The organism is Bradyrhizobium manausense (genome assembly GCF_018129685.1).
In the GTDB taxonomy this organism is placed as follows: Bacteria; Pseudomonadota; Alphaproteobacteria; order Rhizobiales; family Xanthobacteraceae; genus Bradyrhizobium; species Bradyrhizobium manausense_D.
This window is the reverse complement of record NZ_JAFCLG010000006.1, coordinates 36,636-59,258: the sequence shown is the minus strand read 5'-3', so window position 1 is coordinate 59,258 and position 22,623 is coordinate 36,636. Positions and strand designations below refer to the sequence as shown.

The following is a 22,623-nucleotide window of genomic DNA, read 5'->3' as shown; positions in this document are numbered from 1 at the left end:
CATCATGAATCGAAAGGCCGGCTGCAGAGCCGGCCTTTTGTTTGCCGGCATCACATTTTGTCGGACCCTATTCACCCCGCAGGCGCTGATCGTCCTGGACCCGAACGTGTTCGGCGCCGCGTGCGCCTGCGGGCGACAGCCGCAGCAGGCTTAGCATCGCGCCGCAGAGGGCAAATCCAACGCCGCTGAGAAGTGCAATCCGGGTTCCCTCTGCCGGGTAGCGGCCAAGGAACAGCGCCACCAGCGCAGCTCCGGTGGTCTGGCCGAGCAGGCGTGCCGTGCCCAGCATGCCGCTGGCACCGCCAGCGCGATCGCGCGGGGCGGCTGCGATCATGGTGCGGTTATTGGGCGTCTGAAACAGGCCGAAGCCGAAGCCCGCCAATGCCATCCGCCAGACCACGTCAAGCGGCGTCGGGCTTGGGGGCAGAAAAGCGAGCGTGCCGAGGCCGCAGGCGAACAGCGTCAGCCCGATGCCGCCGAGCAGGCCGGCCGGATAGCGCTCGACCAGCCGGCCGGCGAGGGGCGCGGCGCACGCCACCGCAATCGGCCATGGCGTGATCAGAAGGCCCATATGCACCGCCGAGTAGCCGAAGCGGCTCTGAAGGTAGAAGGGCATCGCGACGAAGGCCAGCATCTGGCCGCAGAACGAAGCGATCGAGGTCGCAATCGACAGCCCGAAGACCGGGATGCGCAGCAGGTCGACCGGCAACAGCGGCGACTTTATGTGGGTCTCGCGATAGATCAGCAGAGCACCGGCGATGATCGCGATGGCGAACTGAACGAGACAGGTGAACGTCGCCTCGCCGTGGCCGACGCTGTCGATCGCGGCGATACCGATGCCGAAGGTGATCGCCGAGAGCCCGGCGCTCTGCCAGTCGAAGGAATGGCCCGCCAGGGTCGTGTGCGGGAGGCTGCGCAGGCCGAGCAGCAGCGTCACCACGCCAAGCGGCACGTTGATGGCGAACAGCCAGGGCCAGCTGCCGACCGCAAGGATGCCGGCAGCGAGCGTCGGCCCGATCGCGGCGGAGAAGGCGACGACGAGCGCATTGAGTCCGATGCCCCGGCCCAGCTGGCTGCGCGGATAGGTGAAACGAACCAGCGCCGAATTGACGCTCATGATGCCGGCCGCGCCAAAGCCCTGGATGATGCGGGCAACCGTCAGCAGCGGCAGCGTATGCGCCAGTGCGCAGAAGGCGGATGCGAGCGTGAATAGCGCGAGCCCGATCAGATAAACGCGGCGATAGCCGACGATCTCGCCAAGCGAGGCCAGCGGCAGCAGCGAGATCGTGATCGCAAGCTGATAGCCGTTGACGATCCAGATCGAGAACGCCGGACTCGCGTTCAGGTCGGTCGCGATCGTCGGCAGTGCGACATTGGCAATGGCGCTGTCGACGACGGCCATGGTGATGCTGAGCGCAATGGTCAGGATGGCCTGATTGCGCTGAGGCTGTGGCAGGCCGTCGGCATGTTCGGTCGGGACAGGCGACATGGTGGGGCGTGCTTGGTTCGAGCCGTGATGAAAACCGGATTAGGAAATTGCGTGATCGACCGCAACCCGGCAAGACACGGGCGGTTCCCACCACGGCACAAGTCGATAACTTGCGGGGCTTGGGTTAGTTCTTCTTTCGCACCTGAATGGCCTTGAGGTAGTTGGTGACGGCCTCGGCGTTCTCCCGGTCGAAGCGGAAGGTCGGCATGAATCGATGAATGCTGCTGTAACCTTCTTGGAGGCGCACTGGGAAATCAGGGTCGTAAAGCTTGTTTTCACCCAGGCTACGGAAGGGTGGGGCCAGCTCATTCGGGCTCGTACCGGTCGTGCCTACCGCATGGCAGCGTGAGCACATTTTTTCCAGCAGGGCTTGACCGTGCTGCTGCTCGGCATCCAGCGCGTGGGCGGATGAAGCACACGACAGGCCAATCAGGAGTAGAGTCGAAGACGCCGACTTGATCACAGCCATTCCCTGCGATGCGCCCGGTCTCCTCACCATCGCGAAGTTGCCTTGCCATAGGCATAAAGCGCGATCAGCCCAACCGTCACGGCCGTTGAAATGATCACGACGCGGCGATCCCAGTCGATCCGCGTCCGCTCGGTGCGATCGAGATTGAGGGCGGTGAACAAGGCTTTCATGGCAAATCGGCGCATCGGGCTGCCTCGCAAGGCAGCACGATGCCACGATCCGTACGGGCAGGATTGATACAGCTCAAATCAAGGCGGCCCTTGCGCGTTAGCCAAATACACCGGCGACGGATTGCGGTCGGAGAAGGTGCCGCGCTGGTGCCGATGCGGATAGGGCAGCGTCACCTTTGCTCGCGGCATCGAGCTTTGCGATACGATCCTTGGTCGGGGACCAGCCGACCGCACCGGGATTTGCGATGATAGCTGACTGGACTTGACGTCAGTGTCGCAGTTGGCTCTGCCTGAAGTCGCGCGGCGACATCCCGAAATGCTCGCGGAAAACGCGGCCGAAATGCGAGAGGTCGTTAAAGCCCCATGCAAACGCGATCTCGCTGATGTGGCGCTGAGCAAGCATGGGCGAGGCGAGGTCCCGTTTGCATTGGGCGAGACGCTCGGCAAGCACATGACGCTGGAACGAGGTGTCCTCGTCGGCAAGAAGATCGTTGACGTAGCGCGATGAGATGCCGAGCGCGGCGGCGGTCTCGGCCAGCGAAAGGTCGGGATCGGCGAGGCGCGCGCGGATATGCGCCTTGAGCCGGTAGAGCAGGGCGGAGCGATGGGTCGAGGACGGCAGCGATGTCCCGCCGAGCCGCTCGCTCAGCGCCATTGCGAGCAAGTCGACGGCTTGCTCGGATAAGGCCGCTGCGCTGTTCGGCGCGAGCCGGTCCGCGCTCTGGCAGAGCCTGGAGATGAAATCATAAGCGAGCCGTTCGACCGGCGCATCGGCCCCAAACGTGATTGCGGTGAGCGTTTCGGTGCCGCCAAGCCGCCGCTGCAGCATCTGGCGTGGCACCTTGAAGATGGTCTGGGAGAACGTGTCCTTGAACTTCAGCTCATAGGGACGCGTGGTGTCGTAGAGCGCGAACTCGCCGGGATGGATCACGGTCTCACGGCCGTCCTGCACGACGCCGCCATCACCGCGATTGCCGAGCGCGACTAGAACGTAATCCTGATCCGAGCGCGCGATCCGCGAGGGCGTGCGGAACACGTGCTGGCGGTCCGAGCAGACCTCGGAGCAAACGGCCTTGCCGAGCGGGACTTGCGTGACCGAGCCATGAAAGGCGCTGCCGAGGTCCGACTTGCAGTCGAGCCCGACGAAGACGTCGCAGACGATGTCCTGCCAAAGGGCGAGCCGGCGGTAGCCGGGGCTGCCGTCTGTCGTGAACTGGATTGGCATCTGGCAAGCCCCCCTTTCACTTCCCGCAAGACCGCGTGGTGGCGCAGATCCGCCTGAGCGCAGGCAAGTTCCGTACCGGGCGGCGATCCCTCCAGTCGAATTTTTGTTCCGCCGTGGTCGAGCAGGCGGCCGCCCGGCTTGGCTCAATAGACTGCATCGGACGTGGTCTTGGATCAACCAGGAATGGAGGCGGCAATGGGTATCGAGCATCCGAAATACAAGGTCGCGGTGGTGCAGGCGGCCCCCGCCTGGCTCGACCTCGACGCCTCGATCGACAAGTCGATCGCGTTGATCGGAGAAGCCGCCGAGAAAGGCGCCAAGCTGATCGCGTTTCCCGAGGCTTTCATCCCCGGTTACCCCTGGCATATCTGGATGGACTCGCCGGCCTGGGCGATCGGCCGCGGTTTCGTGCAGCGCTACTTTGATAATTCGCTTGCCTATGACACCCCGCAGGCCGAGCGACTGCGTGACGCCGTCCGCAAGGCCAGGCTTACCGCCGTGATCGGCTTGTCCGAGCGCGACGGTGGAAGCCTCTATCTGGCGCAATGGCTGATCGGGCCCGACGGCGAGACCATTGCGAAGCGGCGTAAATTACGGCCGACCCACGCCGAGCGCACCGTCTATGGCGAGGGCGACGGCAGCGATCTTGCGGTCCACGCGCGCCCCGACATCGGCCGCTTGGGTGCGCTGTGCTGCTGGGAGCATCTCCAGCCGCTGTCCAAATATGCGATGTACGCCCAGAACGAGCAGGTGCATGTCGCGGCCTGGCCGAGCTTCTCGCTCTACGATCCCTTCGCACCAGCCCTCGGCGCCGAGGTCAACAACGCCGCCTCCCGTGTCTATGCGGTGGAAGGCTCCTGCTTCGTGCTCGCGCCGTGCGCGACCGTCTCTCAGGCGATGATTGACGAGCTCTGCGACCGGCCGGACAAGAATGCGCTGCTGCATGTCGGCGGTGGTTTTGCCGCGATCTACGGCCCTGACGGCAGCCAGATCGGCGGCAAGCTCGCGCCGGACCAGGAGGGGCTTTTGATTGCCGAGATCGATCTCGGTGCCATTGGTGTCGCCAAGAACGCCGCCGATCCTGCCGGACATTATTCACGGCCCGACGTTACGCGGCTGCTGCTCAACAAGAAGCCTTACAAGCGCGTCGAGCAGTTCGCACTGCCAGTTGATGCCATCGAGCCGGCGGATATCGGCGCGGCAGCGAGCTGATCAGAGAGATCGAGGGGAGGGCATTGCCGAGGCGTCCGAGCGAAAGCTCTACCTCGACGAGGTCGAGCCGGTGCTGCGCGAGGGCATAGATTTCTTGCGCGACGACGGGCTTGCGATTGGCTGCTACGCCAAGCGCTACATGCAGGTGCTCCCGGCCGACGGCAAGGCGAGCGAGAAATCCTACGGCCAGAGCCGGCGGAGGAGCTTGGCTGCGCTGGAACGTTTGGCGGAATCGCACCCGACCCACGTCAGGATCTTCGGCGCGGCGATGAAATATCTCTCGATGCTGGGGCCGTCAGCCAAGCTGCGGCTCTATCATGAAGTTACGGTGGCGGCCGCCGACGAGCAGTTCTTTGAATATCTGAACTGCCACGCCAAGACCGGAATGTTGACGGCGGTGGAGACCGTCAGCGTCTAGGCCAAGCAATGACCGAGCAGCTCCGGATGCGCGGCACAGATGTGGTGCGCGCCGGCGTCCCTCAGCTCGGCCTCGCTGCCGTAGCCATAGAGCACGCCGATCGCGGTCATGCCGTTGGCGCGGGCGCCGAGCACGTCATGGCTGCGGTCGCCGATCATGATGGCGCTGGTCGCATCGACCCTGGTCTCGTCGAGCGCGTGGCGCAGCAGGTCGCGCTTGTCGACACGTGTGCCGTCGAGCTCGGAGCCGTATACGCGCTCGAAATACGGCTTCAGGCCAAAGTGTTCGACGATGCGGGTGGCGTAGACGGCGGGTTTGCTGGTCGCAACGAACAGGCGCTGGTCGGTTGCGGCAATCGTCGTCAGGGTGTCGATGATGCCGGCATAGGCCTCGTTCTCGAACAGGCCGACTTCGCTGAAGCGTTCGCGGTAGAGCAGCAGCGCCCGGTCGGCCAGTGCGTCGGTCCCGGTGAGCTTCTTCAGGCTCGCATGCAGCGGCGGCCCGATGCACCAGGTCAGCTCATCCTCGCTCGGGACGGCAAGGCTCAGCCGCTCCAGCGCATACTGGATCGAGCGCGTGATCCCGGGTTTCGGATTGGTCAGCGTGCCGTCGAGATCGAAGAAGATGGTCGCCATGCCGGTCGTGCCCGCGTTGATACCGCTGCTTGACCTAGACGAGGCTGCCCTCCAAGGCAACGCGGAACGATCGGCGCGTCGAAATCCGCCCTGTTGAGGTCATATGGCGCATCAAAGCTCGCTATCTGCCGGGCGTCGGCGTAGGGTCGCCCCATCACCGCATTTCCCCTGGCATTCACCGGTGACTGAGAGTCGCCAGCGCTGCCGCCGACTGGGCGGGGAGCGCGCATGCCTCGATTTCGCCCCGTGCCGATCTGAAGGAGAGCCCGAATGAGTGAGCGACTTGAAACACTGAAGAAGGCCCGTGATCGCATGATCGAAGACCGGGACGCACATGCGAAAGTGTTGGCGGCTCCCTTCGTGCGCGACACCGCCGAGCGGGCGCGCAACAAGTTCGTGGAGATCCAGGCTTTGATCGACGCCCTCGACCGCGCCATCAAGGGCGAAAACCTGGTTCCCGTTACGAACTGAAGCAGCCAAGGCGAGCGCCTTATTGCTGTTTCGCCCATTCGACGATCGCGGCGGCATCCGCGCCGGCCCGTGCCTCCCAGGCGGCGATCGTGCCCGTCGCGGCCGCTCGCAGCGCCGCCACGAGCGATGGCGGTGCGGGCTCGGCGATCTTGACGCCGTTGTCGCGCATGCGCGCATAATTCTCGGACGTGCGGTGGGTCAGCAGTGCGAGCTGGCTCTGCTCTGTTTCGGCGGCAGCAGCCAGGACCTCGCGCTGCATTGGCTCTGGCAGCGCGGCAAATGCCTCGTCGCGGACGAAAGCGATCGAGACCGGCATTGCGTAGTTGATGGCCGTGAAATAGGGCAGGAAGTCCCACAATTTGCGTCCCGCGCCGCCGTCGCCGGAGGTGAGGAACGCATTCAGCCGACGTTCCCTGAGGCCAGCCAGCGCGGTATCCATCGGCAGGAATTGCGCGTTCGCGCCCGCTGCCTTCATCACCTCGCTTGAATTGGCATCGTAAGCACGCAAATTGAGTTTCGGCAGGTCATCGGCGCCTGCGAGCGCGCGGTCCGACCAAAGGCCCGTGGCCGGCCAGACCGTCACGTAGAGCAGCTTGAGACCGCGCGCGGCGAGTGCCTTTTCGTAGAGAGGGCGCGCACGCGCGTTGGCAGCATGGGCGAGATCGACCGATTGGATCAGGAAGGGCAGCGTCGAGAGGCCGAGCACGGGATCGATGCCGGAGAGCGCGCCTGCGAAGGCATCCCCGCCGGTAACCCGGCCGTCCAGCACCGCGCGCGGCATCTCGCCAGAGCTGATCTTCAGCTGATTGTCGAAGGCGTTGGTGACGGTCACGAAACGGTTTGTACGCGTGGCCACGCGATCGGCGAAAGTCGTGAGCCCGATCCCCGAGATGTTGTTGTCAGGATATTCAGTCGCCATCCGCCAGACCACTTGAGGGGCGACTTGCCCTATGGCCGGTGCGGTGCCCAAGGCGAGCGCGGCGAGGGCAAGGAGGGCAGGGATCCTGTTGGCGAGGGAACGCATTGAGACAAGCAGGTCAGACAACATAGATTGGCAGCTCGACGATCCATGACACGACGCCACAACATGGCAGATCATCTTGTTGCACGCCTCACCGGCCTCCGCCATTGCGTTGCTTGGGCACGGCTGGCGAGAATTGCGTCAATCTGCCTCGCAGCACTGCTCGTCTCGGCGATGGAGGCGGCGGCATGGGACGACTCGCCCGCGAAGACAGGTGTCGCCATTCCCAGCGTCGAGGAGCTTGCATATCCACCGCGGAAAGCCACGGATGCGCGTGAGAGCGACACAAGGGAATCGATCTGCCTGATCGTGGAGGCGGCCGCGCGCGATGCCAATCTGCCGCTGGAATTTTTCGCCCGCGTCATCTGGCAGGAGAGCCGTTTCCAGGCCGACGCGGTGGGCCCGATCACGCGCAGCGGCGAGCAGGCACAAGGCATTGCGCAGTTCATGCCGGGCACCGCGAGCGAGCGCGGGCTGCTCAATCCGTTCAATCCGGTTCAGGCCCTGCCGAAAGCGGCGGAGTTCCTGAACGAGCTGCGCAACCAGTTCGGCAATCTCGGTCTCGCCGCAGCCGCCTACAATGCGGGCCCGCGGCGGGTCCAGGAATGGCTCGCCGGCACCGGAGGCATGCCGGAGCAGACCCGCAACTACGTCTACGCCATTACCGGTGCGAGCGTTGACACATGGGCGAAGGCCGGCAGCACGGGCAAGGGGCCGCCGAGCTCACCGCCGACGAGCTGCCGCGACCTGATGGCGCTGCTCAAGCGCGCGCCGAACCCGTTCGTCGCCGAGCTGGAGCAGCATGTCGAGCTCGCCGCCGCCAAGCTCTGGGGTGTGCAGCTCGCCGCCGGATTCGACCGCAACAAGGCGCTGGCAATGTATTCCCGCGCCGTGACGCGCCTCAGCGCCGTGATCGGCGAACGCGATCCGAGCCTGCTGAGCTCGGTGGTGCGCAGCCGCGGGTCGCACGCCTTCTACCAGGTCCGCATCGGCACCGATACGCGACCCGAGGCCGACGACCTCTGCAACCGCATCCGCAAAGCGGGCGGGGCGTGCTTTGTGCTGAAGAACAGGGGCGTGAGCGGCTAGGGCAGTGCCGCGCATGCCAGCCCCGCCCCGGGCTTCCTTGACGTCAGCCCGGGCATTGCCCGTTATGCAGGCAAGGCAAGATTCTTCACTGTTCGGCCAAGCTCCCGTGGCGCTTCCTCCGCTAGATTCCCCTCAATGGCAAAGTCCGTGGCGCGCCTTCGGCTGGGGGCTGCGGTCGATCACGCAGACGATCCTCACGCTCGTCCTGTTCGCGACCTATCTCGGCATCGGAGCGCTGGCCCATGACACCCATTTCAGCCTGCTCTGGGCGCTCTGCTCGACGTTGTTCGTCTGGGCAGGTCCCGCGCAGATCATCCTGATCACCACGCTCGGTTCGGGCGCGACGGTCATCCAGTCGGCGATCGCGGTCACCGTCAGCGCCATCAGGCTGTTTCCGATGGTGGTCTCGGTACTGCCGCTGATGCGCACGCCGACGACCAAGCGCGGCGAGCTGTTCTTTGCTGCGCATCTCACGGCCGTGACGCTATGGGTCGAGTGCCATCGCTTCCTGCCGCAGGTACCGCGCGAGCGGCGCATTGCCTTCGTGAACGGGCTTGGCTTCGGTCTGGTCTCGGTGTGTCTCACCGCCAACACGATCGGCTATTTCCTCGCAGCCAATCTGACGCAGACACTTGGAGCGGCGATCCTGCTGCTGACGCCGCTGTCGTTCCTGTTCTCGACCGCCCGCAACAGCCGCGAGGTCGCTGATGTCGTCGCGCTCGCGCTTGGCGTTCTGCTCTATCCGCTGGCGGCGAAGATGAACTCCGGCCTCGACATCCTCGTCAGCGGCCTTGTGGCCGGCACGATCGCCTATGGCGTGCACTGGTGGCGGGAGGTGCGCGCATGAGCGCCGCGCAAATCATCGGCGACTGGCAGGCGCTGGTCGTGCTGTTCGTCGCCGGCGTCGTTCCCAACCAGATATGGCGCATGCTGGGCCTCTGGTTCGGCGGCGGCATCGACGAGGGCTCCGAGCTGCTGGTCTGGGTGAGGGCGGTCGCGACGGCGATCCTGGCCGGCGTCATCGCCCAGATCGTCGTGCAGCCGCCAGGCGCGCTCGCCAGCGTGCCGGATGGTTTGCGCTACGGCGCGGTCGGCGCCGGCCTCGTCGTTTTCCTGCTGACCCGCCGGTCGATTTTTGCGGGCGTCGTCGCCGGCGAAGTCTTCATGCTGGCCGGCAAGTGGTGGTTGGGCTAAAACCGCGTCCGACAAGCCAGGGAACAGGAAATATGGTTCGCGAAAACGAGCTCCGCGAGGGCGAGGTCGCCATCGAGCTGCCGTCCACCGAGGATGCTGGCCTCGTCTTCGTCGGCCGCATCCGCACGCCCTGGACGTCGCGGCTGGAGACGCCGCGGCAGGGGCGCCAGGATGGCCCGATCTGCCGCCTCGAGATCTTTGAGCCGTTCGTGCCGGCGATCAAGGGTGTCGATTTCTACAACAATCTCGAAGTGCTGTACTGGCTCGACCGGTCGCGCCGCGACATCGTGCTGCAAAGCCCGAAGAACAACGAGAAAACCCGCGGCACGTTTTCGCTGCGCTCGCCGGTGCGGCCCAACCCGATCGGCACCTCGATCGTGAAGTTCGTCGCCATCGAGGGAAATGCCATCCTGGTGCGCGGGCTCGACTGCATCGACAATACCCCGTTGATCGATATCAAGCCGGATCGCTGCGAGTTCACGCCGCTGGCGGCGCCGCAGGCCGGGGATTTTCAGACTGAGTAGGTCTTCCCGCCGTCATTGCGAGGAGCTCGCGACAAAATCGCGCAGCAGTCAGGCCTTCAAGGCTGCGATCAGCTTGGTCGCGTTCTCTTGCAGGACCTTGTCGTCTTCCTTGCGGCTGGCGGCCGGCAACATGGCCACGCCGTCATGGCGCGGCAGCACGTGCATGTGCAGATGAAACACCACCTGTCCACCGGCGGCTTCACTGAACTGATGCACGCTGATGCCGTCGGCGTTGAATGCCTTCATGGCGGCCATCGCGATCGTCTTCGCGCCGCGGGCGACATGGGCGAAGTCGTCAGGCGCGATGTCGAGGATGTTGCGGGAGGGAGCCTTCGGGATCACCAGCGTGTGGCCCGTGACCCGCGGCATGATGTCGAGGAAGGCGAACACGTGCTCGTCCTCATAGACCTTGTGGCAGGGCAACTCGCCGCGCAGAATCTTTGCGAAGATGTTGTTGGTGTCGTAGGCGGTCATGACGACGGCTCCCGGAAGTTCTGAGCTGGGATTTTGCGCTTACTGTCATCAGCCCCGCAGGCACGTCAAGGCGCCTCGTCGATGCCTTTCCGGAACGGGCCGAGCTCGGCGAGCTCCCGTCCGGCCTCGGCGACATAGGCGCGCTCGCGCTTGAGGTAATCGTCGATGGCACGGCGAAGGCCAGGGTCGGCGATGAAATGGGCCGAGTGCGTCGTCCGCGGCAGGTAGCCGCGCGCGATCTTGTGTTCGCCCTGCGCGCCGGCTTCGACATGCCTGAGGCCGTGCTTGATGGCGAAGTCGATCGCCTGGTAGTAGCAGACCTCGAAATGCAGGAATGGATGATGCTCGACCGCGCCCCAGTTGCGGCCGAACAGCGTGTCCGAGCCGATGAAGTTGATCGCGCCGGCGATCCAGCGGCCGTTGCGGCGGGCCATCACCAGCAGCACGTCCTGGCTCATGGTCTCGCCGATCAGCGAGAAGAATTCGCGGGTGAGATAGGGGCGGCCCCATTTGCGCGAGCCGGTCTCCATGTAGAACGCGAAGAAGGCGTCCCAGGCGTCTTCGGTGATGTCCTTGCCGGTGAGCCAGTGGATCGTGATGCCGGCCGCGAGCGCATCGCGCCGCTCGCGCTTGATCGATTTGCGGTGGCGGGAATTCAGCGTGGCCAGGAAGTCGTCGAAGCTGGCAAAACCCTCGTTGCGCCAATGGAACTGCTGGTCGGTGCGCTGGAGGAAGCCGTGCTGCGCCAGCAACTTCCATTCGGCCTCGCGCGCAAAGGTCACGTGCACCGAGGAGGCCTTGCTGACGCCGCACAGCGCCACCAGGCCGCTCGCCAGCGCCTCGGTGATGCGGGCGTGGTCGACGCCGTCGCGGACGAGGAGCCGCGGTCCCGTGGCGGGCGTGAAGGGAACCGACACCTGAAGCTTCGGATAGTACCGTCCGCCGGCGCGCTCATAGGCGTCCGCCCAGCCGCGGTCGAAGACGTATTCGCCCTGGCTGTGCGATTTGAGATAGCAGGGTACGGTTCCGACGACACGGCCGTCGATCTTGGCCACCAGGTGCCGCGGGCCCCAGCCGGTGCGGATCGTGGCCGAACCCGACTTCTCGACGGCGGAGAGAAATGCGTGAGAGACAAACGGGTTATAGGCGGGCCTTAAGAGGCCGAGCGAATCGCCTGGGGGCCCGGATGAGGGTCCCGTGCCATGCCCGTTGCAGACCTTTCCACGATGAGCCTTGCCAGGATTGGCGCAGGCGTCCCAATCCTCCGGCGAGACTTCGCCAATGGACGGTACCGCCTCCAAGGTGATGTCGGATGATGTCATTGCGCCCAAGATCGTGCATTGCAGCAGCGACTTCAAGGGTCGGAAAGATCAACCCTGCGGCACGAACCCCTCAAAGATCATCTGGTCGGCATAGCGCGCAACCCGCGTGCGCTGCTCCGGCGTCCGGGTGGTCCAGCCGAGCAGGGCACAGCCGAAGACGTTGCGGGCGATCCAGGGGGCGGGGGCCGGCAGGTGGTCGACCTTGAAGGCGACGAAGTGCGGCTGGGTCCGAAAGCCGTGACGCAGGTACAGCATGCTGTCGCGTTGTTCCTGCGTCAGGTAAGCCCAATATTCATCCTCATAGCTCCGCTGGGCGACGATGCCGCGCGGGCGGGAGGGCAGCAGCTCGCGCAGCGCCAGCACCTGGTCGGGATCGAAGGACATGCCGGCCGCTTGCCCCTGATAGGACGCCAGCACGTCGGCCATCCGCTTCACCAGCTTGCGGTCGCCGTCGAAATGGCTCTTCACCTCGATCACCAGCGGCACGCGGCCGGCGACCATGGTGCAGAGGTCGCCAAGCGACATCATCCGCTCGGGCGTGTCCCTGAATGTAACGGCCTTCAGCTCGACCGCTGTCTTCGCGGCCACCGGGCCGCTGGCCTCGGTGAGGCGCCCCAGTTCGTGGTCGTGATGCACCATGGCCTCGCCATCAGCCGAGAGCTGGATGTCGACCTCGATCGAGAAATTGCAAGCGATTGCAGCCTGCACCGCGCCCGGCATGTTTTCCACGATGCCGCGCGAAATATCGTGCAGGCCGCGATGGGCGACCGGCCGCGCCGTCAGCCAGGTGGGAGCACGCACGATACCGGCCTCAGGCGACCTCGAACACGCCTTCGACCTCGACCGCCGCATCGGCGGGCAGCGAGGCGACGCCGACGGTGGTGCGGGCGTGGCGGCCCTTGTCACCGAAGGCCGCGACCATCAGATCGGAGGCGCCGTTGAGCACCTTCGGTCCGTCCACGAAGTCCGGCGCCGAGTTGATGAAGCCGCCGAGACGCACCACGCGGACGACCTTGTCGAGGTCGCCCAGCGCTGCCTTGACCTGCGCCAGCAGATTCACCGCGCAGCCGCGCGCGGCCGCGGCCCCGTCCTCGAGCGAGACGCCGGCGCCGAGCTTGCCCTTGGCGATCAGCTTGCCGGATGGGTCGAAGCAGACCTGGCCGGAGACGAACAGCAGATTGCCTGATCGTACGAACGGGACGTAGTTGGCGACGGGGCTGGGGGCGTCGTGCAGCTTGATGCCCTGTTCCGCCAGTTTCTGCTCGACCGTGCCCGCCATGTCTCGACCTCGATGTCTGAAAACTCTTCCGCTCCGGCGCGTCTGGTGACGGCCGGCCGCGCCCTGTTTCGCCCATCATGCCGCCACATGCAAGCAAGCCGATAGGACTGCGAAACGCCGGGGGCGGGTCGCATTTTCCTGAGGCAGCTCAGGAGGTTCAGTGAGGAGGCGCAACTTTACGTGAAACCGCCCCAGTTGCGACGCAATGGATCGGTCATTAAAGTGTCGAATCTGCGCGTCCCCCAGGGAATAGACATGGTGCACCTTTTCCGGACTTCACTCGGTGCGATCGCGCTCGCGGCGGCCGCTCTCGGCGCGGGTAGCCGCGCCCATGCAGCGAGCGGTCCGTTCCTCGCGCACCAGGCGCTCTACGATCTGAGCCTGGTCAAATCGCGCTCCAATTCCATCAGCAGCGCGCGCGGCCGCATCCTCTACAATTTCGCCGGCAGCGCCTGCGAAGGCTACACCTCCGAATTCCGCCAGGTCTCCGAGCTCGACAGCGGCGAGGGCAAGATCACGCTGAGCGACCTCCGCTCCAATTCCTGGGAGGACGCCGCGGGCAAGAGCTACCGCTTCAAGATCGAGACGCGGATGAACGAGACCGAGGCGGGTCTCGTCGACGGCTCGGCGGAGCGCGACGGCGACCACATCAACGTCAAGCTCAAGCTGCCGGCGCCGAAGAACTTCACCCTCGACGGCAAGATCGTGTTCCCCACGGAGCAGATCCAGCGCATCATTGCAGCCGCCAAGGACGGCAAGTCGCTGCTCGAGCTGTCGGTCTATGACGGCTCCGACGACGGCCAGAAGGTCTACAACACGCTGACCGTGATCGGTCAGCCGATCCCCGCCGACCGCACCGCCTCGCCCGATGCATCGACCTCGGACGAGCACATGAAGTCGATGACGCGCTGGCCGGTGACCGTCAGCTATTTCGATCGCGACGTCCCGCAGAAGCAAGGCGAGCAGACGCCTGTCTATGCGATGTCGTTCGAGCTCTACGAGAACGGGGTCTCCCGCCAGCTCGTGCTCGACTACAACGATTTCGTGATCTCCGGTGCGATGGGCAAGTTCGACGTCAAGGACAGCAAGCCCTGTAATTGAGGGGCACTCTCTCTCGTCCGTCATTGCGAGCGCAGCGAAGCAATCCAGAATCATTCCGCGGAAAGATTCTGGATTGCTTCGTCGCAAGAGCTCCTCGCAATGACGGGGCTGGCCCTCCGCGCACTCTGCGGTTACGCTTGCTCCCAACCACAAACTCCGGGAGCCAGCCCATGCCCAAGCTCGATCATCTTCGTCCCAGCGGCCTGCATCACAACCCCGCTTATTCGCACGTCGTGACCGCCTCCGGCGCGCGCACGATCTACATTTCGGGCCAGGTCTCGACCGACGAGGAGGGGCGCATCGTCGGCGAGGGCGACATCGCCGCGCAGACGACGCAGGTGATGCAGAATCTCGGCCATGCGCTGAAGGCAGCCGGCGCCACCTACGCCAACATCGTCAAGATCACGACCTTCGTGGTCGGCTACAAGCCGGAGCTGCGCCCCATCATCGGCAAGGCCCGCTCGGTCTTCTTCGAGGGCATGGAGCCGCCGGCCTCGACCCTGGTCGGCGTTTCCGCGCTGGCCGCGCCGGAATGGCTGATCGAGATCGAGGCGATCGCCGTCGCGGACTGAGGGCGCCGGCCCGCGCTTTCGCGAAAAGTGGAAAACAACCCCATGCACAGTAGAGGCGTCCAGCGATTTTCGTTTTTAGCGAATTTTGTTTGACGCGTCGGGCAAAACAGTGGCATTATGCCATGCTGGCATTTTTCGAAGGTGGCGAGAGGGCTATCTCCGACAGCGCAGCCATGGCGTCGTCGGCGCGATCCACGGGCACGAAGAGGTGGTCGTGATGAAACGCTGACACGGCATTCACGCTGATGCCGGCGTCGGCCAGACGCGCGGCGACGGCTGCCAGGAAACCGACCGCATCGAGCGCGGAGTGAACCGTCAGCGTGATCAGGCGCGAGGGGAATGCGCAGTTCAGTCCCGCCGCTTCGGCTTCTTCGCGCAGGACGACCAGCGTCGTGCCTTCCTGCTCACGGAATGTCAGCAGCGGATTGAGCGCTGCGGGAACAGGCGCGTTTGCTGCGATCGTGCAGAAGACGAAGATGCCCGGCTGCAGCTCCGGCTTCATGTTCTTCAGCAGCGCGGTGAGGTCGCGTTCGGCTGGCATGGCGCTTCCACAATGTCATCCTGGCGAAAGCCAGGACCCATTACCCCAGGGAGAAGTTGCGGCGTTGAGCTGTCAACCACCGGTCTTCGCCAAACGACGGCCGGTGGTAATGGGTCCTGGCTTTCGCCAGGACGACCCCGGGGGATGGCTTGGCGCAACATGCGTGCACCTCACTCCCGCTCTGCCTTCTCCGGCCCCTCATACGCGATGCCCCGGATCACGGCGGCATTGCCGAATTTCTTCCGCAGGCTGTCCACCGCCCGCTCGGCGTGGGCGGCGCGGCGGTCGAGCATGTCGGTGTCGTCGGCAGGGGAGCCTTCGCGCAGCGCGCTGACGCCGGCGCCCATCAGGCGGAACGCGGTGCCGTCGATTTCCCTGGCCAGCATCTCGCGGCAGATCGAAAAGATCTTCGCGGCGAGCTGCGTCGGCGCGGCGATCGACTGCGAGCGGGTGCGCTGACGAAAATCTGATGTCTTGAGCTTCAAGGTGACGGTCGAGCCGGCCAGCTCGCTGCTCTTGAGGCGCGACGACGTCTTCTCGCACAGCCGCCACAGGATCTTTTCCAGCGCGGCGAAATCGCGAATGTCGGTCTCGAACGTGGTTTCGCTCGAAATTGTCTTTGCCCCGCGATCGGCTTCGACGCGGCGATCGTCGATGCCGCGCGCGAGCCGCCACAGCCGGCGGCCGTCGGTTGGAAACTGCCGCATCAGCTCGATCTCATCGGCCTTCTGCAGATCGGCGATGATGCGAAAACCGCGCTGCACGAGGCGTTCCTGCGTCGCGGGCCCCACGCCGAAGATGAAGCCGACGGGCTTCTCGGCGAGCATTGTGCGCGCTTCGTCCTGGTCGAGCGCGGCAAAGCCGCGCGGCTTGTCGAGATCCGAGGCGATTTTCGCCAGGAACTTGTTGCAGGACAGGCCGACCGACACGCTGATGCCGATATTGCGCTCGACCTCGCCGGCAAAGCGCGCCAGCACCTTTGCCGGGATCATGCCATGCACCCGCTCGGTGCCGGAGAGATCGAGAAAGGCCTCGTCGATCGAGAGCGGCTCGACCAGCGGCGTCAGCGCCTGCATGGCCTGACGCACCTCGCGTCCAACGCGCACGTACTTAGCCATATCAGGCCGGATCACGGTCGCATGCGGGCAGGCTTCCAACGCCCTGTACATCGGCATCGCCGAGCGCACGCCATAGGTGCGCGCGATGTAGCAGGCCGCCGCCACCACGCCGCGCTTGCCCCCGCCGATGATGACGGGCTTGTCGGCAATGTCAGGATTGTCGCGCTTCTCGACCGTCGCATAGAAGGCGTCGCAGTCGATATGGGCGATGGTCAGGCTCGCGAGCGCGCGGTGGCGGACGAGGCGAGGGGAGCCGCAGGCGGAACAGCGCCGTACGCCCCATTCCAGATCGGCCAGGCAATCCCGGCAGAAGCAGCGGGGCCCGGCCGCATCAGGGGCGCTCACGGCACGTCGCGCTCCCAGGTCCGGTCGCCGAGCGCATCGCCCAGCACCTGCCGCGCCGCGGCAACGTTGGTCGGATGCAGGTCCGTCGCCTTGGCAAAGGCCTTCACGGTGTCGTCATCGCGCAGCACGAAATCGAGCACGCTGAGGAGGAAATTCGGGTCCGAGGCGGCGTTCCGGAGGGTCTCCGGGCCGACCCCTGTCTCGGCCAGGAACAGGCCCAGCCTTTCAGGGGCGCCCGCAATAAAGGACAGCGCCTGAATCGCAACGATTTCAGCGACTTCGCGGGGGTTGTGAACAGGCTTTTTCAAGGGCCCGGTTTGCCTTTCCGTTAACTTTCGGTGTCTACTTTGGAATATGCCCGAGTCTGGGGACCGAGTCTCGGGCCTGAGTCTTGCTGGCCGTACAAGCAACTGGAAACCACATCGCGGAAAGTGGCCCCTCGGGTTTAACGAAACTCAAGCGAATCTGAGGCTAGTTTGAATCCAGTTTTCGAAGCGCCGGAAAGCGGCGCCTGAGGCGTCACATGCAGCGGTCTTTGGGACCAACAGGAGGGCGGGATGGCTAAGACCGTCCTGATCGTGGAAGACAACGAGCTCAACATGAAGCTCTTCCGCGACCTGTTGGAGGCGCACGGCTACCAGACCTCCGGCACCAGCAACGGCTACGAGGCGCTCGACCTCGTGCGCAAGATGCGGCCCGACCTCGTGCTGATGGACATCCAATTGCCGCAGGTGTCAGGGCTCGAGGTGACGCGCTGGATCAAGGACGATCCGGAGCTGCGTTCCATACCCGTCGTGGCTGTCACGGCCTTCGCGATGAAGGGCGACGAAGAGCGCATCCGCGAGGGCGGCTGCGAGGCGTATTTGTCCAAGCCGATCTCGGTCGGCAAATTCATAGAGACGGTCCGGCGTTTCATCGGATAGGAAGTGAGTTCAAAGTGTCCGCGCGTATTCTCGTCGTCGATGACGTTCCCGCCAACGTCAAGCTGCTCGAGGCCCGTCTTTCGGCCGAATATTTCGACGTGATGACCGCCTCGAACGGCACCGAGGCGCTGGCGCTGGCCTGCCGCGCCGAGTGCGACATCATCCTGCTCGACGTGATGATGCCCGACATGGACGGCTTCGAAGTCTGCCGCCGCCTCAAGACCGATCCGGCCACGCACCACATTCCCGTGGTGATGGTCACCGCGCTCGACAGCCCGTCCGACCGCAACCGCGGCCTGGAAGCCGGCGCCGACGACTTCCTGACAAAACCCGTCTCCGACGTCGTGCTGATCGCGCGCGTCCGCTCGCTGACGCGGCTGAAGATGATGACGGATGAATTGCGCATGCGCGCCATCACCTCGCTCGAGATCGGCATGCAGGCGCCCGAGCGCAGCGCCATCGCCGACACCGGCAAGGGCGGCCGCATCCTGCTGGTCGACGACCGCGAGGCCTCCTATGAGCGGCTCGCGGCCATCCTTGCCGCCGAACACACCGTCGACGTCGAGCCCAACCCGACCGAGGCGCTGTTCCACGCCGCCGAGGGCAACTACGATCTCTTGATCGTCTCGCTCGACCTGAACAATTTCGACGGCCTCAGGCTGTGCAGCCAGGCCCGCTCGCTGGAGCGCACGCGTCACGTGCCGATCCTGGCGATCGCGGAAGCGGAAAACTCCACGCGTCTGCTGCGCGGTCTCGAGATCGGCGTCAACGACTATCTGCTGCGCCCGATCGACAAGACCGAGCTGCTGGCGCGCGCCCGCACCCAGATCCGCCGTCGCCGCTACACCGATCATTTGCGCGACAACGTGCAGAACTCGATCGAGATGGCGATCACCGACGCGCTCACCGGCCTGCACAACCGCCGCTACATGGAAAGCCATCTGGCGACGCTCGCCGAGCAGGCCGCCACGCGCGGCAAGCCGCTGGCGCTGATGATCCTGGACATCGACTATTTCAAGTCGATCAACGACAATTTCGGCCATGACGGCGGCGACGACGTGCTGCGCGAATTCGCGGTGCGCGTGCGCAAGTCGATCCGCGGCATCGATCTGGCCTGCCGCTACGGCGGCGAGGAGTTCGTCATCGTGATGCCGGAGACGGATCTGCACGTTGCCGGCATGGTCGCCGAGCGCCTGCGCCGCTCGATCGCCGGCGAGCCTTTCGTCATCCACAAGGGCACCAAGCGCGTCGAGGTCACGATCTCGATCGGCCTCACCACGCTTGAGCAGAAAGGCGAGGCCGTGGCCGACGTGCTCAAGCGCGCCGACACGGCGCTGTATCGCGCCAAGCACGACGGGCGAAATCGGGTGGTGTCGCACGCGGCGTGAGGGGGCTCGCGACACCTTGGTCGCATTCTTGCAGGGTTTGAGGTAGGAAGGCAGGCCCGTCCGTTGCGCCACAGGGACCTGCGATGACCGACCAAACGCTCAACGCCCGTTATTCGGTTCTTGCGTTGCTAAGTCGCGTGGGCCTCTACGGCGGCCTTGCACTGTTGTTTTGGTTCGTCGCCACGCAGATGCGGGGCCAGGTCTGGTTCACCATCACCAACTACGTTTTGGCTACGGCGATGACGGGTGCAGCACTAAAGGTTTCCTATCTCTTGCTGACGGCGAGGGGGCATGTTGTCGTTTCAATTGACGCAACGGGTTTCAAGGACACGCGACTGACGTCCACGGCCATACCGTGGAACGTGATCCAATCGGTTTCGTCGTACATTCCTTACAAATCAAGAAACACAACCGGCGTTAGGCTTGTGATCGACCCCGCGTTCAGTCAAAAGCTCTCTCTACGGCCAGCGGCCAGGCTCACATGGGCGACCGGCTACGGTATTTGGGGAGCAGCTATTCTCTTGGACGCGAGCATTCTGGATGCTGACAGCAACGAAATTTCTCGCGTTGCGAACGCTTACATTCCGGACCGATCCTAGGAGGAGAACACGACGGCCGCAATCGCGTGGTGGCGCAGGCGGCGTGAAGGCCGTGTGCCGTCGCTAGCGCCACAAACTCCGTTGTCATTCCCCGCGAAAGCGGGGAATCCAGTACGCCGCGGCATCTCGATTCAATCATAGCCGTCTCTGGAATACTGGATCACCCGCTTTCGCGGGTGATGACAGGGAGGGATACGGCGACAGCGATTATTGGAGCGCCCGCTTGCTCTTCACAGGCGCTGGCCTTGCTGCCTCATCCCCCACGTCCACCCCCGCATTCCGCAGCAGCACCTTCGCGGCTTCCTTCGCCGCGCGCGCCATGGCGGGGTCGTCACGCACCAGGTCCTGGGCGATGGAGCCATCGACCAGCAGCACGAGCTGGGTTGCGAGCGCATCCGCATCGGCAACGCCAAGCTCGTTCAGCCGCTCGCGAAACCAGACGCGGCGGCTTTCCTTGAAGGCGATCGCGATCTTCTTCACCTTGCGGTCGGTGGGGCCGAGCTCGGCGACGGCATTCACGAACGGGCAGCCGCGGAAATCCCTGGCAGCAAAGCGCCGCTCCAGCGAATCGAAGGTGGCGAGAATCTGCTCGGCCGGCGGCTTGTCGGAGGGGCGGGCGTGGACGAAGCGGCGCTCGAGATAGGCCGTGATCAGCGCGTCCTTGGAGGGAAAGTGGTTGTAGAGCGTGCGCTTGGAGATGCCGATCTCGGCTGCGATGGTGTCGACGCCGATGGCGCGAATGCCTTGCAGATAGAACAGCCTGTCGGCGGTCTCGAGGATTCGCTCCTTCATGTCGGATTTTTCGGCGGACGGCATAACACAGACCTGTGTAACAAGCGGCTTGACAGCACGGCCCTTCTATAGACTAATTACACAGGTCTGTGTAACCAAAATCAAGTGTATTGCGGATGCCGGCGCGCGTTCTGCGCCCACGAGGGAGAACAAGAATGCCCCTGTTGCAGATCCTGCGCCCGACCTTGCCGATCCTGATCGGCGCTTCGATCATGCTGACGCTGAGCATGGGGCTGCGGCAGTCGCTCGGCATCTTCATGCAGCCGCTGACGCACGACATCCATCTTTCGGTGTCGGATTTCACGCTGGCGCTCGCCGTGCAGAACCTCGCCTGGGGTTTCCTCCAGCCGCTCGCCGGCGCGCTGACCGTGCGCTACGGCTTCCGCCCGATCATGATCGCGGGCGCGCTGATGTACATTGCGGGCCTCGCCCTGATGGCGACCGCGAACGGCCTCGTCAGCATCATGATCGGCGCCGGCGTGCTGATCGGCACCTCGCTCGCCTGCACGGCGAATGCGATCGCGATGTCGGTGGCGGCGCGGGCCGTGCCCGCAACCGTGCGCTCGACCGTGCTCGGTATCGTCTCCGGCGCTGGCTCGCTCGGTGCGCTGCTGTCGGCGCCGATCGGGCAGATGCTCAACGAAGGCTTTGGCTGGCGTATCGGCCTCGCCGGCTTCGTCGTCATGTCGGTGCTGATGATCCCGGCTGCCCTGTACGCCGGGAGCGTCGACAGGATCCCGCTGCCGAAGCCTGCCGCCGATGACATCGGCGATGTCTCCGCTGCGAGCGTCGCCAGGACCGCGTTCGGCAATGCCTCCTTCGCGGTGATGACCTGTGCCTACCTGGTCTGCGGCATGCAGCTGGTGTTCCTCACCACGCATCTGCCGTCGTACCTGGCGATCTGCGGCCTCGATCCGATGTTGAGCGCGCAGACGCTCGGCATGATCGGCGGCTTCAACGTGCTTGGCTCGCTGTTCTTCGGCTGGGCCGGCCAGCGCTGGAACAAGCTGGCGCTGCTTGGGGCGATCTACATCTTCCGTTCGATCGCGCTCGCCTGGTACTTCATGCTGCCGGCGACGCCGGCCACGACGCTGCTGTTCGGCGCCATCATGGGCTTCCTCTGGATGGGCGTCGGCCCGCTGGTCGCAGGCGCCGTCGCCGAGATGTTCGGCCTGCGCTGGCAGGCCATGATCCAGGGCCTCGCCTTCATGAGCCACCAGATCGGCAGCTTCCTCGGCGCCTATGGAGGAGGGCTGATCTACGATTCGCTCGGCTCCTACACCATGGCCTGGCGCATCGGCGTGGCGCTGGGATTGGCCGGCGGCATCATCCAGGTGGCGTTCGCGCTGATCCGGCCGTCGCAGCCGCCGTCGCCGGTGCTGCGGACGGCGTGACGCGGGCAAGCTTATCGGGGACGCGGAGCGCGGACTGGACGCGGCGGCTGCTGGACGGGCGACTGCTGAACGTAAGGATTCTGCAAGCACATGGCGGGAAGGCCGACAGTGTTCGCGCGACACTCGTCCCACGATGTGAATCGGCACGAGATCCAGTTGCCGCCGCCCCACTCCCATTGCTGAATACAAACCGGATAGTTGCCGTTGAAGCGCTGAGCTACGGCCGGAGCGGGAGCGAACATTGCGATCGCCGCGATGAGGAGCAGGGGGAGCGTGCGCACCATCATGCGCGCATCCGTTGCGGAGCCGGCCGTCCGAACCTCACCCCCGCCGCGCACCGCGGGAAAACGCCCGACCATGAAGACAATCCGTTGGGCGATGAGCATATGATCCTCGATCACGCCGGTCGACGGCGGCTGAAAAGCTGACGGTTTGGAACATAGTCGGCGGCTGGCGGTCGCTCAAGATCTGTTCCCGCCACCAGCACTTCTGCGGCGCGACATCGTTCCTGAAAGAATTGGCACAGCTTGTCGTGAGCGCTTAGGAACGACCGCGTGCAACTTCGGTTGACGGGCACAACCTCAAACGGAGTTGAACATGCGGAAGACTATTTTCTCGGTTGCTGTGTGCGCGTTGTTGGCCGGCGCGTCGATCGGTTTCGCTCACGCCCAGGCCGGCGGCGGCGGGGCGGGTGGTGGAGCCGGTGCAGGTGCCGGCGGAGCCGGTGCGAGCGCCGGCGCTGGCACCGGTGGCGCTGGCACGGGCGGCGCGGGCATGGGTGGCGCGGGCATGGGTGGCACCGGAGCGAGCAGCGGCACGAGCGGCATGGGCGGTGGCGCTGCAAGTTCCGGAAACGCG

27 protein-coding genes and 1 pseudogene are annotated in these 22,623 nt (G+C 64.9%); 13 read left to right on the top strand and 15 right to left on the bottom strand.

What is annotated here, in order from left to right:
* Positions 1 to 67: 67 nt before the first annotated feature.
* The 4 genes from JQ621_RS16840 to JQ621_RS16825 form a co-directional block, all read right to left on the bottom strand.
* Positions 68 to 1,489, bottom strand: coding sequence for an MFS transporter (locus JQ621_RS16840; protein WP_212235805.1), 1,422 nt, complete (start codon positions 1,487 to 1,489; stop codon positions 68 to 70).
* A gap of 124 nt (positions 1,490 to 1,613) precedes the next feature.
* Positions 1,614 to 1,958, bottom strand: a complete 345-nt coding sequence (locus JQ621_RS16835) for a c-type cytochrome (RefSeq protein ID WP_212235804.1) — start codon at positions 1,956 to 1,958, stop codon at positions 1,614 to 1,616.
* A 23-nt stretch (positions 1,959 to 1,981) separates the two neighbouring features.
* Positions 1,982 to 2,128 carry a hypothetical protein gene (locus JQ621_RS16830; protein ID WP_212236034.1) on the bottom strand — a complete coding sequence of 49 codons (147 nt, stop codon included), beginning with the start codon at positions 2,126 to 2,128 and terminating at the stop codon, positions 1,982 to 1,984.
* 268 nt (positions 2,129 to 2,396) lie between these two features.
* Positions 2,397 to 3,353: an AraC-like ligand-binding domain-containing protein gene (locus JQ621_RS16825; RefSeq protein WP_212235803.1), complete on the bottom strand. Its 957-nt coding sequence runs from the start codon at positions 3,351 to 3,353 to the stop codon at positions 2,397 to 2,399.
* Between the two features lie 195 nt (positions 3,354 to 3,548).
* On the opposite strand from JQ621_RS16825, the gene JQ621_RS16820 reads away from it, so the two are divergent.
* Both JQ621_RS16820 and JQ621_RS16815 read left to right on the top strand, forming a co-directional pair.
* Positions 3,549 to 4,565, top strand: a complete 1,017-nt coding sequence (locus JQ621_RS16820) for a carbon-nitrogen hydrolase family protein (protein ID WP_212235802.1) — start codon at positions 3,549 to 3,551, stop codon at positions 4,563 to 4,565.
* A 28-nt stretch (positions 4,566 to 4,593) separates the two neighbouring features.
* Positions 4,594 to 4,983: pseudogene (locus JQ621_RS16815) on the top strand (phenylacetaldoxime dehydratase family protein); the annotation flags it as partial.
* Here JQ621_RS16815 and JQ621_RS16810 read toward each other — a convergent pair.
* Positions 4,980 to 5,618 carry an HAD family hydrolase gene (locus JQ621_RS16810; RefSeq protein ID WP_212235801.1) on the bottom strand — a complete coding sequence of 213 codons (639 nt, stop codon included), beginning with the start codon at positions 5,616 to 5,618 and terminating at the stop codon, positions 4,980 to 4,982. The pseudogene JQ621_RS16815 and the gene JQ621_RS16810 overlap by 4 nt on opposite strands.
* A 270-nt stretch (positions 5,619 to 5,888) precedes the next feature.
* On the opposite strand from JQ621_RS16810, the gene JQ621_RS16805 reads away from it, so the two are divergent.
* Positions 5,889 to 6,089 (top strand): hypothetical protein, encoded by a 201-nt coding sequence (locus JQ621_RS16805; RefSeq protein WP_212235800.1) that lies wholly within the window; start codon positions 5,889 to 5,891, stop codon positions 6,087 to 6,089.
* Between the two features lie 19 nt (positions 6,090 to 6,108).
* Here the strand turns inward: JQ621_RS16805 and JQ621_RS16800 are convergent, their stop codons facing one another.
* Complete coding sequence (locus tag JQ621_RS16800; protein ID WP_212235799.1) at positions 6,109 to 7,137, bottom strand: TRAP transporter substrate-binding protein; 1,029 nt, start codon at positions 7,135 to 7,137, stop codon at positions 6,109 to 6,111.
* 39 nt (positions 7,138 to 7,176) lie between these two features.
* On the opposite strand from JQ621_RS16800, the gene JQ621_RS16795 reads away from it, so the two are divergent.
* The 4 genes from JQ621_RS16795 to tsaA all read left to right on the top strand — a co-directional run bounded on the left by JQ621_RS16795 (position 7,177) and on the right by tsaA (position 9,917).
* Positions 7,177 to 8,199, top strand: a complete 1,023-nt coding sequence (locus JQ621_RS16795) for a lytic transglycosylase domain-containing protein (RefSeq protein WP_249125342.1) — start codon at positions 7,177 to 7,179, stop codon at positions 8,197 to 8,199.
* Between the two features lie 106 nt (positions 8,200 to 8,305).
* On the top strand, positions 8,306 to 9,046 hold the full coding sequence (locus JQ621_RS16790) for an AzlC family ABC transporter permease (protein ID WP_212235797.1): 741 nt from the start codon (positions 8,306 to 8,308) through the stop codon (positions 9,044 to 9,046).
* Entirely contained in the window at positions 9,043 to 9,393 is a 351-nt protein-coding gene (locus tag JQ621_RS16785; protein ID WP_212235796.1) for an AzlD domain-containing protein, read from the top strand. Before JQ621_RS16790 ends, JQ621_RS16785 begins: the two co-directional genes overlap by 4 nt.
* Before the next feature lie 32 nt (positions 9,394 to 9,425).
* Positions 9,426 to 9,917, top strand: coding sequence for a tRNA (N6-threonylcarbamoyladenosine(37)-N6)-methyltransferase TrmO (gene tsaA, locus JQ621_RS16780; protein ID WP_212235795.1), 492 nt, complete (start codon positions 9,426 to 9,428; stop codon positions 9,915 to 9,917).
* 48 nt (positions 9,918 to 9,965) lie between these two features.
* Here the strand turns inward: tsaA and JQ621_RS16775 are convergent, their stop codons facing one another.
* The 4 genes from JQ621_RS16775 to JQ621_RS16760 all read right to left on the bottom strand — a co-directional run bounded on the left by JQ621_RS16775 (position 9,966) and on the right by JQ621_RS16760 (position 12,992).
* Positions 9,966 to 10,391, bottom strand: coding sequence for an HIT family protein (locus JQ621_RS16775; protein WP_212235794.1), 426 nt, complete (start codon positions 10,389 to 10,391; stop codon positions 9,966 to 9,968).
* Positions 10,392 to 10,456: 65 nt separating this feature from the next.
* Positions 10,457 to 11,713, bottom strand: coding sequence for a GNAT family N-acetyltransferase (locus tag JQ621_RS16770; protein WP_212235793.1), 1,257 nt, complete (start codon positions 11,711 to 11,713; stop codon positions 10,457 to 10,459).
* A 48-nt stretch (positions 11,714 to 11,761) separates the two neighbouring features.
* The gene (locus JQ621_RS16765) at positions 11,762 to 12,514 is read right to left on the bottom strand and encodes a glycerophosphodiester phosphodiesterase (RefSeq protein ID WP_212235792.1); all 753 of its coding nucleotides are present in this window, start codon (positions 12,512 to 12,514) and stop codon (positions 11,762 to 11,764) included.
* Between the two features lie 10 nt (positions 12,515 to 12,524).
* The gene (locus tag JQ621_RS16760; RefSeq protein ID WP_212235791.1) at positions 12,525 to 12,992 is read right to left on the bottom strand and encodes a RidA family protein; all 468 of its coding nucleotides are present in this window, start codon (positions 12,990 to 12,992) and stop codon (positions 12,525 to 12,527) included.
* A 255-nt stretch (positions 12,993 to 13,247) separates the two neighbouring features.
* On the opposite strand from JQ621_RS16760, the gene JQ621_RS16755 reads away from it, so the two are divergent.
* Both JQ621_RS16755 and JQ621_RS16750 read left to right on the top strand, forming a co-directional pair.
* On the top strand, positions 13,248 to 14,093 hold the full coding sequence (locus JQ621_RS16755) for a cell envelope integrity EipB family protein (protein WP_212235790.1): 846 nt from the start codon (positions 13,248 to 13,250) through the stop codon (positions 14,091 to 14,093).
* A gap of 170 nt (positions 14,094 to 14,263) precedes the next feature.
* Complete coding sequence (locus JQ621_RS16750; RefSeq protein WP_212235789.1) at positions 14,264 to 14,665, top strand: RidA family protein; 402 nt, start codon at positions 14,264 to 14,266, stop codon at positions 14,663 to 14,665.
* Between the two features lie 115 nt (positions 14,666 to 14,780).
* On the opposite strand, the gene JQ621_RS16745 is transcribed toward JQ621_RS16750, so the two are convergent.
* The 3 genes from JQ621_RS16745 to JQ621_RS16735 all read right to left on the bottom strand — a co-directional run bounded on the left by JQ621_RS16745 (position 14,781) and on the right by JQ621_RS16735 (position 16,977).
* Entirely contained in the window at positions 14,781 to 15,206 is a 426-nt protein-coding gene (locus tag JQ621_RS16745) for an ACT domain-containing protein (RefSeq protein WP_212235788.1), read from the bottom strand.
* A gap of 170 nt (positions 15,207 to 15,376) precedes the next feature.
* A complete protein-coding gene (locus tag JQ621_RS16740; protein ID WP_212235787.1) occupies positions 15,377 to 16,669 on the bottom strand; it encodes a DNA polymerase IV in 1,293 nt (430 codons plus the stop codon).
* On the bottom strand, positions 16,666 to 16,977 hold the full coding sequence (locus JQ621_RS16735; protein ID WP_212235786.1) for a DUF3572 domain-containing protein: 312 nt from the start codon (positions 16,975 to 16,977) through the stop codon (positions 16,666 to 16,668). Before JQ621_RS16735 ends, JQ621_RS16740 begins: the two co-directional genes overlap by 4 nt.
* Positions 16,978 to 17,226: 249 nt before the next feature.
* Between JQ621_RS16735 and JQ621_RS16730 the strand changes: the two genes are divergently transcribed.
* The 3 genes from JQ621_RS16730 to JQ621_RS16720 all read left to right on the top strand — a co-directional run bounded on the left by JQ621_RS16730 (position 17,227) and on the right by JQ621_RS16720 (position 19,579).
* Positions 17,227 to 17,592 (top strand): response regulator, encoded by a 366-nt coding sequence (locus JQ621_RS16730; protein WP_008130064.1) that lies wholly within the window; start codon positions 17,227 to 17,229, stop codon positions 17,590 to 17,592.
* A gap of 14 nt (positions 17,593 to 17,606) precedes the next feature.
* On the top strand, positions 17,607 to 18,980 hold the full coding sequence (locus JQ621_RS16725; RefSeq protein WP_212235785.1) for a PleD family two-component system response regulator: 1,374 nt from the start codon (positions 17,607 to 17,609) through the stop codon (positions 18,978 to 18,980).
* Between the two features lie 83 nt (positions 18,981 to 19,063).
* Entirely contained in the window at positions 19,064 to 19,579 is a 516-nt protein-coding gene (locus tag JQ621_RS16720) for a hypothetical protein (protein WP_212235784.1), read from the top strand.
* 207 nt (positions 19,580 to 19,786) lie between these two features.
* Here the strand turns inward: JQ621_RS16720 and JQ621_RS16715 are convergent, their stop codons facing one another.
* On the bottom strand, positions 19,787 to 20,371 hold the full coding sequence (locus JQ621_RS16715) for a TetR/AcrR family transcriptional regulator (RefSeq protein WP_212235783.1): 585 nt from the start codon (positions 20,369 to 20,371) through the stop codon (positions 19,787 to 19,789).
* A gap of 155 nt (positions 20,372 to 20,526) precedes the next feature.
* Between JQ621_RS16715 and JQ621_RS16710 the strand changes: the two genes are divergently transcribed.
* On the top strand, positions 20,527 to 21,765 hold the full coding sequence (locus JQ621_RS16710; RefSeq protein ID WP_212235782.1) for an MFS transporter: 1,239 nt from the start codon (positions 20,527 to 20,529) through the stop codon (positions 21,763 to 21,765).
* Between the two features lie 11 nt (positions 21,766 to 21,776).
* Here JQ621_RS16710 and JQ621_RS16705 read toward each other — a convergent pair whose 3' ends face one another.
* Positions 21,777 to 22,049: a DUF3551 domain-containing protein gene (locus JQ621_RS16705; protein ID WP_212236021.1), complete on the bottom strand. Its 273-nt coding sequence runs from the start codon at positions 22,047 to 22,049 to the stop codon at positions 21,777 to 21,779.
* Positions 22,050 to 22,623: the final 574 nt, after the last annotated feature.

Bases quoted from the DNA above. Each gene is read 5' to 3' on its own strand.
- JQ621_RS16840 (WP_212235805.1), bottom strand. From the start codon at position 1,489: ATGTCGCCTGTCCCGACCGAACATGCCGACGGCCTGCCACAGCCTCAG.
- JQ621_RS16835 (WP_212235804.1), bottom strand. From the start codon at position 1,958: ATGGCTGTGATCAAGTCGGCGTCTTCGACTCTACTCCTGATTGGCCTG.
- JQ621_RS16830 (WP_212236034.1), bottom strand. From the start codon at position 2,128: ATGAAAGCCTTGTTCACCGCCCTCAATCTCGATCGCACCGAGCGGACG.
- JQ621_RS16825 (WP_212235803.1), bottom strand. From the start codon at position 3,353: ATGCCAATCCAGTTCACGACAGACGGCAGCCCCGGCTACCGCCGGCTC.
- JQ621_RS16820 (WP_212235802.1), top strand. From the start codon at position 3,549: ATGGGTATCGAGCATCCGAAATACAAGGTCGCGGTGGTGCAGGCGGCC.
- JQ621_RS16810 (WP_212235801.1), bottom strand. From the start codon at position 5,618: ATGGCGACCATCTTCTTCGATCTCGACGGCACGCTGACCAATCCGAAA.
- JQ621_RS16805 (WP_212235800.1), top strand. From the start codon at position 5,889: ATGAGTGAGCGACTTGAAACACTGAAGAAGGCCCGTGATCGCATGATC.
- JQ621_RS16800 (WP_212235799.1), bottom strand. From the start codon at position 7,137: ATGTTGTCTGACCTGCTTGTCTCAATGCGTTCCCTCGCCAACAGGATC.
- JQ621_RS16795 (WP_249125342.1), top strand. From the start codon at position 7,177: ATGGCAGATCATCTTGTTGCACGCCTCACCGGCCTCCGCCATTGCGTT.
- JQ621_RS16785 (WP_212235796.1), top strand. From the start codon at position 9,043: ATGAGCGCCGCGCAAATCATCGGCGACTGGCAGGCGCTGGTCGTGCTG.
- tsaA (WP_212235795.1), top strand. From the start codon at position 9,426: ATGGTTCGCGAAAACGAGCTCCGCGAGGGCGAGGTCGCCATCGAGCTG.
- JQ621_RS16775 (WP_212235794.1), bottom strand. From the start codon at position 10,391: ATGACCGCCTACGACACCAACAACATCTTCGCAAAGATTCTGCGCGGC.
- JQ621_RS16770 (WP_212235793.1), bottom strand. From the start codon at position 11,713: ATGACATCATCCGACATCACCTTGGAGGCGGTACCGTCCATTGGCGAA.
- JQ621_RS16760 (WP_212235791.1), bottom strand. From the start codon at position 12,992: ATGGCGGGCACGGTCGAGCAGAAACTGGCGGAACAGGGCATCAAGCTG.
- JQ621_RS16755 (WP_212235790.1), top strand. From the start codon at position 13,248: ATGGTGCACCTTTTCCGGACTTCACTCGGTGCGATCGCGCTCGCGGCG.
- JQ621_RS16750 (WP_212235789.1), top strand. From the start codon at position 14,264: ATGCCCAAGCTCGATCATCTTCGTCCCAGCGGCCTGCATCACAACCCC.
- JQ621_RS16745 (WP_212235788.1), bottom strand. From the start codon at position 15,206: ATGCCAGCCGAACGCGACCTCACCGCGCTGCTGAAGAACATGAAGCCG.
- JQ621_RS16730 (WP_008130064.1), top strand. From the start codon at position 17,227: ATGGCTAAGACCGTCCTGATCGTGGAAGACAACGAGCTCAACATGAAG.
- JQ621_RS16720 (WP_212235784.1), top strand. From the start codon at position 19,064: ATGACCGACCAAACGCTCAACGCCCGTTATTCGGTTCTTGCGTTGCTA.
- JQ621_RS16715 (WP_212235783.1), bottom strand. From the start codon at position 20,371: ATGAAGGAGCGAATCCTCGAGACCGCCGACAGGCTGTTCTATCTGCAA.
- JQ621_RS16710 (WP_212235782.1), top strand. From the start codon at position 20,527: ATGCCCCTGTTGCAGATCCTGCGCCCGACCTTGCCGATCCTGATCGGC.
- JQ621_RS16705 (WP_212236021.1), bottom strand. From the start codon at position 22,049: ATGGTGCGCACGCTCCCCCTGCTCCTCATCGCGGCGATCGCAATGTTC.